General features: G+C 68.4%; 12 protein-coding genes and 1 pseudogene. 3 read left to right on the plus strand and 10 right to left on the minus strand.

Annotated elements, in window-relative coordinates:
* Window positions 1-33: 33 nt before the first annotated feature.
* From RKD20_RS14330 to RKD20_RS14360, 7 genes and pseudogenes are all read right to left on the minus strand, one after another.
* Window positions 34-1,070: pseudogene (locus tag RKD20_RS14330) on the minus strand (LacI family DNA-binding transcriptional regulator).
* 597 nt (window positions 1,071-1,667) lie between these two features.
* Window positions 1,668-2,021: an ANTAR domain-containing protein gene (locus RKD20_RS14335; RefSeq protein ID WP_424878068.1), complete on the minus strand. Its 354-nt coding sequence runs from the start codon at window positions 2,019-2,021 to the stop codon at window positions 1,668-1,670.
* 626 nt (window positions 2,022-2,647) lie between these two features.
* Window positions 2,648-2,914 carry a DUF4235 domain-containing protein gene (locus tag RKD20_RS14340; RefSeq protein WP_424878069.1) on the minus strand — a complete coding sequence of 89 codons (267 nt, stop codon included), beginning with the start codon at window positions 2,912-2,914 and terminating at the stop codon, window positions 2,648-2,650.
* Window positions 2,911-3,381, minus strand: coding sequence for a DUF3618 domain-containing protein (locus RKD20_RS14345; RefSeq protein ID WP_424878070.1), 471 nt, complete (start codon window positions 3,379-3,381; stop codon window positions 2,911-2,913). The genes RKD20_RS14340 and RKD20_RS14345 overlap by 4 nt, the downstream gene beginning before the upstream one ends.
* The gene (locus RKD20_RS14350; protein ID WP_424878071.1) at window positions 3,378-3,797 is read right to left on the minus strand and encodes a phage holin family protein; all 420 of its coding nucleotides are present in this window, start codon (window positions 3,795-3,797) and stop codon (window positions 3,378-3,380) included. Before RKD20_RS14350 ends, RKD20_RS14345 begins: the two co-directional genes overlap by 4 nt.
* Before the next feature lie 170 nt (window positions 3,798-3,967).
* Window positions 3,968-4,507: a phosphatase PAP2 family protein gene (locus RKD20_RS14355; protein WP_424878072.1), complete on the minus strand. Its 540-nt coding sequence runs from the start codon at window positions 4,505-4,507 to the stop codon at window positions 3,968-3,970.
* A gap of 113 nt (window positions 4,508-4,620) precedes the next feature.
* Window positions 4,621-5,682, minus strand: a complete 1,062-nt coding sequence (locus RKD20_RS14360; RefSeq protein ID WP_424878073.1) for a YihY/virulence factor BrkB family protein — start codon at window positions 5,680-5,682, stop codon at window positions 4,621-4,623.
* 122 nt (window positions 5,683-5,804) lie between these two features.
* On the opposite strand from RKD20_RS14360, the gene RKD20_RS14365 reads away from it, so the two are divergent.
* The gene (locus RKD20_RS14365; RefSeq protein WP_424878074.1) at window positions 5,805-6,563 is read left to right on the plus strand and encodes a DUF2382 domain-containing protein; all 759 of its coding nucleotides are present in this window, start codon (window positions 5,805-5,807) and stop codon (window positions 6,561-6,563) included.
* A 92-nt stretch (window positions 6,564-6,655) separates the two neighbouring features.
* Here RKD20_RS14365 and RKD20_RS14370 read toward each other — a convergent pair whose 3' ends face one another.
* The 3 genes from RKD20_RS14370 to RKD20_RS14380 form a co-directional block, all read right to left on the minus strand.
* A complete protein-coding gene (locus RKD20_RS14370) occupies window positions 6,656-7,126 on the minus strand; it encodes an ATP-binding protein (RefSeq protein WP_424883212.1) in 471 nt (156 codons plus the stop codon).
* 479 nt (window positions 7,127-7,605) lie between these two features.
* Window positions 7,606-7,764 carry a hypothetical protein gene (locus RKD20_RS14375; protein ID WP_424878075.1) on the minus strand — a complete coding sequence of 53 codons (159 nt, stop codon included), beginning with the start codon at window positions 7,762-7,764 and terminating at the stop codon, window positions 7,606-7,608.
* A 132-nt stretch (window positions 7,765-7,896) separates the two neighbouring features.
* Entirely contained in the window at window positions 7,897-9,279 is a 1,383-nt protein-coding gene (locus RKD20_RS14380) for a tyrosine-type recombinase/integrase (protein ID WP_424878076.1), read from the minus strand.
* 259 nt (window positions 9,280-9,538) lie between these two features.
* On the opposite strand from RKD20_RS14380, the gene RKD20_RS14385 reads away from it, so the two are divergent.
* The gene (locus RKD20_RS14385; protein WP_424878077.1) at window positions 9,539-10,939 is read left to right on the plus strand and encodes a hypothetical protein; all 1,401 of its coding nucleotides are present in this window, start codon (window positions 9,539-9,541) and stop codon (window positions 10,937-10,939) included.
* Between the two features lie 1,355 nt (window positions 10,940-12,294).
* Window positions 12,295-12,465 carry a hypothetical protein gene (locus RKD20_RS14390; RefSeq protein ID WP_424878078.1) on the plus strand — a complete coding sequence of 57 codons (171 nt, stop codon included), beginning with the start codon at window positions 12,295-12,297 and terminating at the stop codon, window positions 12,463-12,465.
* Window positions 12,466-12,503 lie beyond the last annotated feature (38 nt).

Here is a 12,503-nt window from a genome sequence, read left to right on the forward strand (position 1 = left end):
TCCCGCGGTGGGCCGTCCTCACCGTTGGTGGGGTCAGTCGGTGGCCCGTCGGGTCAGCCGGGTCGGGGGACCACGGACGACAGCGGACGGCCGGCGCTGTCCACCTTCGCCCGTCGGTCAAGGTCGCGTACCAGCAGCCGTACTATCAGCCGGCCCATCTCCTCGATCTCCTGACGGACCGTCGTCAGCGGTGGGTCGGTCTGCTCGGCGACCGAGGCCACGTCGTCGAAGCCGACGACTGCGACGTCCTCGGGCACCCGGTGCCCGCGCTCCCACAGGACGCGCAGTGCGCCGCTGGCCATCAGGTCGGAGGCGACGAAGACGGCGTCCGGCTCGGAAGCCTGCTCCAACAGCTGTGCCATGGCGCGTGCGGCGCCCGCCTCGGTGAAGGCGCCCTCGACGACGAGTTGCGGGTCGGCTTCCATCAGGAGGTCCTGGTAGCCGTCGAGGCGGTCCAAGGACGCGGTCTGGTCGAGCGGCCCGGTGATCATCGCGATGCGCGAGCGTCCCAGCGAGAGCAGGTGGCGCACGGCCTCGCGGGCGCCGCCGCGGTTGTCGGAGTCGACGTACAGGAGGCTGCGGTCCTCCCCTCCGCCCCCCGCCAACCAGGACGGCCGCCGAAGACGGGGAGAATCCCGATCCGGCGGGTGATGGGGGCAGCGGGTCCTCGGCGTGCAGGGAGAACAACAGGGCGCCGTCCACGTGACCGCCGGCAAGGTAGCGGCCTACGCGGTCGTAGTCGGCCGTGCCCTCCACCAGCAGCAGCACCAGTTGGAAGTCGTGGCCGGTCAGCTGACGGCTGATGCCGAGCAGCTGTTCGGCGAAGAACGGGTTGGCGAAGACCTTGGTCTCCGGCTCCGCGACGATGCACGCGACCGCTCCGGTGCGCCGGGTGACGAGGGTGCGGGGGCCGCCTGGTTCGGTACGTACCCCAGCTCATCGACGGCGCATCGGACCTTCTCCACCAGGGCCTCGCGCACCCCGCTGCCCCCGTTGACGACTCGGGAGACGCCGGCCCGTTCGGCGACGGCTCCCAGGGTGGGGCGGGACGCGGAAATCTGGTCGGACAAGGAACGCTTCTTTCGGGACGGGAACAACCTAGTTCCCCGTGAATAGGGGTGAGAGCGCCCAATAGAGAGCGCTCTCACCCTGCCATCACAGGAGACACGGCTGGCCGGCCGTGTGGCACACCGCCCGCACGCGATGGTCACATCTCCTTCACGGCTTGGGTCTCTGCGTCGCCCGGTCCGGGCTACCCGGGGGGAAGGAGCTCGTCTTCAAGAGGAGTTGTCGTGGTCTTCGCCGCCTTTCTGCTGCCCCCGGGGTTGATGTGCGTGATGCTGGCGCTGGGACGCTATGAGGAGTGGCTGCTCAAGCAGCCTGCGCAACCCGCGCGTCATGCCCACCGAGGGCGCCACCTGTCCCTCGTCCCGCACACCGGCCCCCAGTCGGAGCACAGTGGCAGCGAGTCCAGTCGGCGGAACGCCGACGCGGCATGACCGTGTGCGGCGGCTCTGCCGTAGACAAGGCCGTCCTGTACTGCCGGGGTTGGGAGAACCGAGAACGTGCCTGCGGGGCACGGTCGAAGTGGCCCGGCCTGCGGTCCGTCGCAACAGCCGGGGACTGCAGCCTTACGCTGCCTTCAAGATGTTCTCGCAGGGTCGCAGCTACGGTGACGCGTGCTGGTGGTGTCGGGCGAGAGCAGCATCAAGGGCCTCGCGTACGCGGTCGGGCAGTTCCCCGTCGGCGGGCCAGTCGACGAGGGCTTCGGCAACCGTCCGGAGTTTCGTGTTGGTGTTCATCGAGACCGCACGCAGCAGGTCCCACGCCTCGTCGGGAGTGACGCCTCGCAAGGCGACCAGCACGCCCATGGCCTGGTCGATGCGGGCGCGGGCTGGCATGCCCTCTTTGAGTTGACGGTTCTCCTCCCTCAGGGCCACCAACTCCTCCGCGGCACCTGCCTCGGAGGAGTGACCCACTGGAAGGGATCCGGTCTCCGGGGGCCGATCAGCAGAAGTCATGTCCCTACGCCTGCCCAGGCCGCGATGCGTCATCCAGGACCGGCGGTGAACGGCTCCTCAACCGCGACAACGTCCAGTCGCACATGCTCACGAGCACGCGCCACCTCACCCCTCACCTCACTGGTGGCGCCGACAGCAGCTCACTCCGGGGCGTTCCGCGGGCGACCGTGCAAACCACAGGGAGCGAGTACCGAACGGAGAGTCCGCAGGTCGTTGGCCCACGATGGTCTAGCGGCTGTGGGGTTCGGTGCCATCGGGGTGGTGAACGTAGAGGGACTCGAGCCGGTTCCGTTGCCGACTCAGGATCTGTTCCGCTTCGAGTACCACCCACGGGGCGCTGGGATCCAGTGTCTGGGGCTGCCGTTCCGGCATGCGACCCTGCCTCGCGGCACGCTTCGACTGGTTACGGGCGGGGCGATGGCACGGCAGGAAGAGCGAGCGGATGCGGTGGCGGCACCGCTTGCGGGGAGTCGCCCACCAGCGTGCCAACAGGGTGAAGGCGGTGACGCTGCCGCAGTGAAGGCGAGAGAGGGGTGTGCGGTCACGGTGTGCCCTTCCTTCCGGAAAGCCGACCGCCCGTCGACGTCCGCACAGGCTTGGGTTTCGGGGGACGTTGACGGAAGTGGTCAGCCGGGCCAGGTGCCGGTCAGCTGGCGGGTGGCGGTGGCGCCGCCGCGGTCGACGGCGGCTTTGACGCCGGCGAAGATCGCGCCCTGCAGGACGGCTGCCGACAGGATCTCGCGCCAGGTGCGGTGCTCGTCGGTGGCGTCGGGGGCGTCCTCGTCGTGTCCGAGCTTCTTCCAGACCTGCTTGAACACCGCACCGGCCAGCACGCCGCTGATGGCGCCCATGGCCATGCCGACCGGCTTGTAGGCGATCTTGGCCGCTTTCATCGGTGCCTCCTGGAGCGGCGGATGAGCAGCAACACGATGAGTGCCCCGGCCGCGGCGAGCAGCGGGGTGCGGTTGGCGCGTGCCGCCTGCATGCCCTGGCCGGCCTTCTCGCGTACCGGCTCCGGAGCTTTCTCCCGGGCGAGTTGCCCGGGATGAGCTGCCTTGTCGCGGACCTGCTCGGTGGCTGCGGCGGCCTTGGCGCGCACCGGCTCCGGGGTCTTGTCCTGCACCACGTGGGCGGCGTGCGTTGCCTTGTCCCGCAGCTGGGTCCTGACCTGTGTGGTTTTCTCGGCGACCTGCTGCTTGACGGCCGTCGTCTTTTCGTGGGCGCGGGTCTTCACGTCGGTCTTGGCCGCGAGCGCCTCGACGGTCTCGCCGAGCTCCTCGCGGGTCGCCTCGACCTGCTCGCGCAGTTCCTCCGGGGAGGGTGCTGCCTCGTCGCCCGTGTGCGGCTTGTCCTGGGTCATCGCTGTGCCTTCTCCTTGATCTCGGCTACATCGGTCTTGACGCTGTCCATGGTCTGCTCGGGCGTCGGCGGGGATGCCTTGCTGATCTGCTGCTTGCCCAGAGCCGCCATCAGCGCGGTGATGGCGGCCAGGACGGCGGTGACGATCAGCGCCGCCACCCACACATCCATCACGAGCGAGAGCGCGGCGATCCCGGTGGCCACCAGTGCCTGCAGGGTGAGGACGCCCACCAGGCCGGCGCCGCCGAACAGGCCGCCGCCCTTGCCGAACCGCTTGCCCTTCTGGGTCATCTCCGCCTGCGCCAGGCGCATTTCATCGCGGACCAGTTGCGACAGCTGCTGCGAGGCACGCTGGACCAGGTCGCCGACCGGTTCCTGTGCCCCCTCGCCGGTGCGGGGGGAGCCTTCTGCTGTCATGGGTGCTCACCTGTCCTTCGTCGGCGTTTCCGGCCATGCCCTGTGACGTTCGGCGTTCGTTCGTGCTCGCCAGGGGTCATGGGCTGCCCGTGGGTGGCGACCAATCGGAGATCTCCTTCCACCGTCTGATCGCGTGTCCGAGTACCCCGGCAGCGACGTATCACCGCTCGTCAGAGCACGCGTCGCCACAGCAGCCGCGGTGCGGCCCGTACCAGGGCTGCCGCCGCCAGCCCGAGGGCGCCGCCGGCGGCCACGTCGGAGGGGTAGTGCGCACCGCTGTGCACCCGTTCCGCGGCCACGGTCACCGCCGACACCGCACAAGCGGCACCGGCGGCCGGCCACACCGGCGTGACGGCTCCGGCGAAAGCGAACGCGGCAGCCGTGTGCCCGGAGGGAAAGGAGGAGCTGTCCGGGCGATCCTGAAGATCTTCCGCCGGCACCCACTCCTGTGGCGGGCGGCGCCGCTCGTACAGCTGCTTGGCGACCGCGTTGGACAGCACCTCGGCCGTCGCCATGGCTGTCACCCCAGCCGCAGCGGCCGTGCGGCCACGCCACCCGCCGGCGGCGGCCATCACTCCGGCAGCTGCCCACCACAGTTTGGTGTGCTCGGCCGCCTCCTCCACCGCGGGCGCGACCCTCCGCACCCAGGGCGGCCCCCACGCGATCGCCCACCTGGCCAGCCGACGATCCCCGGCACGCAGATCTGCCATCACTCTCATGACCAGCGACTTCCCGTCCCGGGCTGTCCCACACCGATCCCGTGATCGACTCGACGCCTTTGCCCAAGGCCCGGGAATGGGCCCGCGTCGATGATCTCCACCACTCAGGGCTCAAGGCGGCGGCGGTCCTCCTCGTCCCACTTGCGGGTGTCGCGCGGCTGGACGTACGGCTCCTCCCCGGCTGGATGGCCGCCCGCGACGGCGCGCTGGCGGTTCATCTCGGCGTCGAACTCCAGGCCGAGCAGGATCGCCAGATTCGTGATCCACAGCCACACCAGGAAAATGACTACGCCGGCGAGGGCGCCGTAGGTCTTGTTGTACGAGGCGAAGTTCGCCACGTACAGCGCGAACCCGGCGGAGGCGATCATCCAGATCACCAGGGCCAGGAAGCTGCCCGGTGTGATCCAGCGGAAGCCGCGGACCTTCGCGTTCGGTGTCGCCCAGTACAGGATCGCGATCATGGTCGTGACCAGGATGACGAGCACCGGCCACTTGGCGATCGACCACACCGTCAAGAACGTGTCCCCGATACCCAGAGCGGTGCCGACCTGACGGGCCAGGCCGCCGGTGAACACGACGATCAGCGCGCTGATCACCGCCATGATCAGCAGCACCACGGTCACCGCAAGCCGGACCGGCATCACCTTCCACACCGGACGGCCCTCAGGGACGTCGTAGACGGCGTTCGCGCTCCGGATGAAAGCGGCGACGTAGCCGGAGGCCGACCACACCGCGAGCGCCAGACCGACGATCGCCATGATCGAGCCGAGCCCGCCGTTGCCCTGCATCTGCTTTACCGCGTTACTGAGGACATCGCGCGCCGCGCCCGGAGCGAGCTTTTGGATGTTGTCCAGCACCTGCTGTGTCGCCGACCGGCCGACGATGCCGAGCAGCGAGACAAGTGCCAGCAGCGCCGGGAACAGCGCCAGGATCCCGTAGTAGGTCAGCGCCGCGGCCCGGTCGGCCAGCTCGTCTTTCTTGAACTCCTTCAGGGTGCCTTTCAGTACCGCTCCCCAGGAGCGTTTGGGCAGGTCCGTCGGAGTGTCCGGCGTCTGCTGCTCCACCTGCTCATCCGGTCCGGCACCCGTCCCCCGCCCGGCCTCGACCTCCTGGCCGGCCGCGGTGTGCCCGCCGTGCCTTCCATGCCGTTTCAGTGTCCGTGCCATGCCATTCGGGTATCCGGGCGAGCGCATCCCATGCCAGCTTCACGACAAAATGCCACTCTTCGTGTGTTTCGTGGCTCTTTATGGCTATTCGGTCAGGTAGGCCAGCAGAAAGGGGGATCACGATGATCACCCGAGAGCAGATCCCGACCGTACTGGACCACCCCGTCTTCGACACCGACGGAAACAAGATCGGCGACGCCAAGCACGTGTTCCTCGATGACGTCACCAGGCAGCCGGAATGGGTCAGCGTCAAGACCGGCCTGTTCGGCACCAGCGAGTCATTCGTACCGATCTCCGACGCCAGCCTTGTCGAAGACCACCTGGAAGTCCCGTTCCCCAAGGAGAAGGTCAAGGACGCCCCCAACGTCGATGTCGACGCCGGCGGACACCTGTCCGAGGAGGAAGAACACCGCCTGTACCAGCACTACGGCATCGACTGGGACGCCGCCTGGCAACAGGCCAACCCGCCCGGCACCGGCGGCGAGACCAGGACCACGGATGACGCCATGACCCGCTCCGAGGAGCAGATGCACGTCGGCACCGAGCGCCAGGAGGTTGGCCGGGCCCGCCTGCGCAAGTACGTCGTCACCGAAGAGGTCCAGCAGACCGTCCCCGTACGCCACGAGGAAGCCCGCATCGAACGCGAACCGGTCACCGAAGCCAACCGCGACGACGCCACAGCCGGCCCGGACATCAGCGAAGCCGAGCACGAAGTGACCCTGCACGCCGAACGCCCCGTCGTGGAGACCACGACCGAGCCGGTCGAGCGGGTCCGCCTCACCACCGACGAACGCACCGAGGAGGAGACCATCACCGGCCAGGTCCGCAAGGAGAAGATCGAAGCCGACCAGCCCGACAAGGACGACAAGCGGCAGCGGTAAACGGCCGTCCCGCGCCGCAGGAAGTCCCCTTCCAACTCCGTCACACCCCATCCGGAGATCACGATCGTTTTCACCGTCCAGCGCTGCCCGTCTCAGGGCTGGTGTCCGGCGGGATCCCCACCCGGGTCGTCCGCGAGCATCACCGCGGCCGTCATCCGCTTGCCGACCGGCTCCCGGTGCACCTCAAAGCTCTGGCACACGGCCATCACTATCTCCAGACCGTGCTGACCGATCCGGCCCGGATCAGCGGCCCTGGCCACCGGCAACACCGGCTCGCTGTCCCAGACCCTCACCTCGACCCGGCCCCCCACCAGCTCAAGATCGAGCAGGCACGGACCGGGCGCATACTTGCAGGCGTTCGTCAGCAGCTCGCTGACCACCAGCTGGACCACGTCCATCGCACGCTCGGACACCGGAAGACCGTGAACCGACTGCAAGCGCACCAGGAAGGCGCGGGCCGCCTCCCGCGCCTGGGCGATGTCCCCGGGACTGCCCTCATACGCCGCCGACGCCCTGACCAGCTCGCCCAGCAGCTGATCATCGTTTTGGACAGCCCCATCCATGCGATCCGCCCGCTTCTGAGCCATGACCGTTACGCCAGGCGTCTACCCCCAAAACCGAAAAGCACCAGAGAGATCACGTGTTCTGGCCCGCAGGCATGAGTGAGATGCGTCTGGGAACGGAGTGTCAGCCCACGGTGGCAAGGACGTCCGCCATGAAGTCGTAGCTCGCACGCACCCCGCCTGATTGCCGAAGCGGTGCCGCTCAAGGCGGACGGCGCCGAGATGCCCGGCTCTCCCGAGGCAACGTGGCAGAAGCTTCCGTTCATCTCGCCCAGCCAGTGGCACTACGCCCCTGGCTGGGCACCTGTTTGAAGGGATCGGGCGCTCAATCCACCAGACCGGAACGCGTGCAGGTTGGTCCCGCACGGCTGCGCGCCATCGAGAAGGCCCGCCTACACGTGACCCGCTCCCGGCCGTCGAAGAACAACGGCCCGCTCGTTAGATCACCGACCAGCCGACCCAGCAGCGAGGCCGTCAGCTCACTCACCGCGACCCGCCCCGGCGTGTCCGGACCTACCCGGCTCGCGCACTCGCACCCGCCGGCCCGGGAGGTCCAGGTCCTCGATCTCCGCCCGCAGCCAGTCCGCCACCCACGCCTCGCCGTCCCACAAAGCCGACCACAGCGCACGATGAGCCAACAAGATTTCCTCGTCGGCGACCAATTCCTGCAACCGCTTCCGGCTCACCTTCTCAACGTCCACCACTAAGCCCTCAGCCTCCCCACCGCCGAGATCACCTGTTCCAATTCCCACAACCAGATGCCGAACTCCTCATGCCGCTTCGGCTTCCGGCGGCTGATCGTAGGAGCTCAAAAGCCCCTCGATGCGCTGGTTGTTGATGGACTGCCGGTCGTACAGGCACCTCGCGTACCGGCTCAGCAGGACCCCGACGCTGTTGCCCGCCCGCTCGGCGACCTCCGCCGGGTCCGCTCCCGCGCACAGCCACGTGGACAGCGCCGAGTGCCGCAGGTCATAGGGCCGCTTCGCGAGCGGGGTGCCGGTGAGCGCGGGCGGCAGGGCGAGAGCGCGGCTCTCGTGCCACACCCGGTGGTAGGTGGTGTAGCTGATGACCCGGCCCTGCTCGGTGAAGAACAGCCGGCCGTCGTCGGCCGTGCCGAACGTGGTGACATGCTCTCTCCACAGGGCCACCAGATGCGGTGGGAGCGGCACCACCCGTGTCTCTCCCGGCGGGCGGTTCTTCAGCCCGCGCTCGTCGTGGTTCTCACCGCTGTCGGTCCACCGCTTGCCCGCCTGCGGCCGGGTGCGGTGCAGGATCACCCGGCCCCAACCGGTGACGGGCAGGCGGCAGTCCGGCAGCGCGACCGCGACCGCCTCCTCGGGACGCAGGCCCGCGTAATACATGCCGGCGAAGAACCCGACCAGCCGACGGCCGCGGGCCCGCTCGTAGCCGCCCACGTAGGAGACGGCGTCCAGCAGGTCCCGGGCCTGGTTCGGGTTGGCCACCACCCGCGGGTCAACCGTGACCGCCGGCTTGGGCACCCGCCAGCGCACCTTGTTCAGCGGGTGGCTGCCCAACTCGCCCCGCTCGACGGCGTAGTGGAGGGCGTGCACCATCACCTTGCGCTTGCGGCGCATCGTCTCCACCGCCGCCTCACCGCCGTCCAGCTTGCGGCGCAGCGACTCCAGCACATCACGCGCCAGGACCGGATCATGCAGATCCACCAGGGGACGGGACGCCTTCGCCACCCACTGCAGCACCAGCCGGTCCTCCACAGGCATCTCCCCCCGCCCCGGGCCGGGCACGACGAACGCCCAGTGCCGCAGGGCGCGGCGCAGCAGCTGCCCGCCCGGCCGCCCCGGAAGATCCCACAGCATCGCCACCGTGACGGCAGTCAGCGCGTCACTGACCTCGTCCCGGGTCTTCGCCGCCCTGCCCGGCCAGTGGGCCCGCGCGTACTCGGTAGCGAAGGCGTACCAGCTCAGCTGCGACGACCCCCGCGACCCGTGGGCGGAACGGCTCACCTCGGCCAGGCCCACGCGGATGGCCCGCACCAGCTCCGCGCCGAACTCTCCCGCCAAGCCCGCGACCGCGCTGCCGCCGTCCGACCGTCCATCACCATGCGGCTGCGCCGGGAACCGGTCCGCAGGCTGCTCGGCCTCCGGTGCGGCGCCGTGGTGCTCGTTCAGGTCCATACCCGCCTCCTTCTGATCGGCGGGAGCATGGCTGCCCGGCACATCCACTCCAACATCCCCCTGTAAGAGGGCACTCGTGCGGCGCCCTGTTGACGAGCGTGGCTTGTCGGATGTTCGGCTTGACTCCTGTCGCCACTGGTCATACCCGGTCCCCGTCTGGCCAGTTGTAGTCCTTGGTGCGCCATGCGCACTTGCACGCGCCCCAATGTCTCGAATTACCGTTCCCGGCCAGCCAGAGCACGCGGACCGTGGGGGATGCATGGCGAGAACCGCGCGACAGATCCTGAACGCACTCAGCCGCTCGACGAGCGTTCACGTCCACTCGACGACAGAACTGGCCGCGCACGTGGACTCCGCGGCGGCGGCCATCGACAAGAAGCGCCGGGAAAAGGGCCAGGAAGCAGCACGCAGGAAGACCGACCTACGGCCGGTCGCGCTGGCCGAGCACGGGCGGTACATCAACCTGACGCCGTGGCAGGTCCTGCACGCCGTAGCGCGCGGCTACGTCCTGGCCGGCCAGGGCATGGGACGCGGGCTGGCAGAACACTGGCTCAGCCTGAAGTTCTGCGAGGCACTCGACGGCAACCGCGCCGGTTCCATGGATCTCACCGACAAGGGCCGCTCTTCCGAGAGCTGGTACAAGGGCATGCAGGCCCGGGAACTGGCCGTCGGCTTCGGGCTCGCCGTGGCGGAGCACATCGTGCAGCAGCGCTACCCCGACCACATCCTCTCGGTCGTCGATACGAACACGGTGCTGCGAGCCGGCTGGCCCCTGAGCGTCTCCCAACGGAACAAGGGCTCACGGCCCCGGCCCGACTACATCATCGAGGCATGGAAACCCGGCGAGCCGTCGAAAGTCACCTTCGTGGCCTGCCGCGGAAACCACCAGAAGCCCAGCAAGCGCACCGGCCGAACCCGCAGCACCACGATCCAGCAACTGGTCAAGGGAGCAGAACTGACCGAGGGCATGCAGATCGGCCCCTGGAACACGACGCCCTGTCTGATGCTGTCCACCGAACTCATGGGCCAGGGCGGGGTCGTGGTCAATGTGCTGCAATCCCCAGGCGAGGCTCTGCTCCCCCTCCGAATACCCGGCGCCCTGAATGACGCCGACGAGGAGATCAGGGACAAGCCCGGAATCCCCTACCCCAACGCCATTCGCGTACCGGCCCGCGACGGTCGACGGGCGCGGACGGTCGACGGCTTCCAGGTGGGCGAGGACGATCTCGCCTGGTTCGGCCAGCTCCTGGCCCGTACCGCAGCAGCCGGCCTGACCGCTTTCTCGGGCGGACGGAAATACACGGCCGGGTATCTCACCGCCCGCCAAGGGCGAGAGCACTACGACGTGCCCGCCTTCGCCGCGACATCGAGCGTCGACGACGCGGACATCGTGGTCGGCGACACGAAATTCGTCGGCACGGACAACGTCTTCCGCATGGGAACCGCACGCATCGAGGCATTCTCCGGAATGGACTCAGGACTGTACGAACTGATCAAAGCCGGCCGCGTGGAGGAGTACCGGCAAGCGGCCTACGAACTCCGCTCCAAACGGCGCGACTCCCATGAAGCCGGGAAATGGAACGACCCGATCTCGTTCCAGGAAGACGGCACCATCATGGCCCTGAGCATCCTGCCCATCCGCAAACGGCGCCCGCTCTGAACCAACAACTCAGGAGATCTTGGTTCTCCTGCGCTCACCGCTACGGCAGCGCAACATAGCGCGGGATCGCCGGTTGGCCAAACCGGCGATCCTCCGGATCATTGACAGTCCACCGCCACCACCTGCCCGCACGTCGAAAGGCCGCATCCCTGATCCCAGCCTCACAACTTCACACGACCGGCCGCCTGTATTCACGACCAGGCAGCCCGAGCAGCACCTCCAGGACGCGGTCGACCCACCGCAGTCGGTCTTCCCAGGGCATTACGCAAGAGCGTCGCGCCGACGCCGAGCGCTGCCGGGCGAAGGGAGATCGGCGCCGTCTTGGCCTTCGTGCGCAACGGCTGGCCTTCGCTTACCGGTCTGCGACTGCTGGCAAAGCCGCCGGCATCCGACTCGCACGTTCGCCGTCGCGGTTCGTGAGATCACACCCTCCGGCCAACACGGACCTGCGGCTCGGTGCCCACTCCGGCACCAAGTCAGGGCGGGTCTCCCTCAGCCCGCCGGAGGCTGGAGAGTCAGCAGGGACACACACGCGCCAAGGTCATGCGGATGCGAAGCGGCGGGACGCGCCCGTCGGCCACCGTTCACCCCGGCACCACGCGGGAGCACCCCCACCGAGCCAGGCGCACAACCCGCTCTCTTGGCCTGCCCGCACGCTCCGGACAGCCTCCTTGTTCGATTGAGGGGCGCACCATATACCCCTACGCTTGCCCGAGGAAGTCGTGATCTACGTCATGGCGCATGGATCGACCACTGCGGGGAACGATACGGACAAGGCAAGCAAAATAGGCTTTTTCATTCTCGCGGGACATACGCGGGACGGCGGGCCTGACGGAGCGTCAAGTAAGCCGCTGACCTGAGAAAACACGTGGGAAGCCGACGGCCTCCGGAGCCGTGTGCGCAGGTTCGAATCCTGCCGGGGGCACCGGAAATTTAGGCCCTGACCAGCGGAAACGCCGGTCAGGGCCTTTCTTGTGCATGCCAAAACGCACACGGCTCACCTGGTCATGACCACTCGGTCGGGCAGGGCTTTGACCTGCGGCTTTACGGCACCAGGCAGACGAAATCCCATATGTCCGATCCCGCGAAATCACTTCGCGCGGGACATACGCGGGACGGAGAGCCGCTAGGCGGAGCACTCACGCAAAGGCGTCTGCGGTGACCTGCGTATTTGCCGACGCGGACAGCATCAAAGCGCACGGAGAAACAGGCCGTTTCATTTTCCCGGGCCAGCACTCGGCGGGGATGTGAGCAGCCCGTCGCCACGGCGGACACGCCGTCCAAGCACACCAGATCGTCAACCGAGTCAGCGACGACGTAGACCTCTTCGCCCCGATCAACCGGCCACCGCTGAGATGCCCGCAGCCATTGAACGCGTCATCGCCGCCTACGAGGCTGCGGGCTTCACGGTGGAACTGGCGGCCCACCAGAACCCGGAACATTACAAGGGCAGGGGTGCCCGCGGCTCCCTGCGGGAGGGGCGGGCAGCCGCGGCCCGCGAAGGGCTCCGCGTCGGAAACACCTGAAGCGCGCTCGAGCTGCACTCAACGGCAAGACGGCGCGC

Origin of the sequence: Streptomyces sp. SLBN-8D4 (assembly GCF_049739545.1) — a bacterium.
Lineage (GTDB): Bacteria > Actinomycetota > Actinomycetes > Streptomycetales > Streptomycetaceae > Streptomyces > Streptomyces canus_C.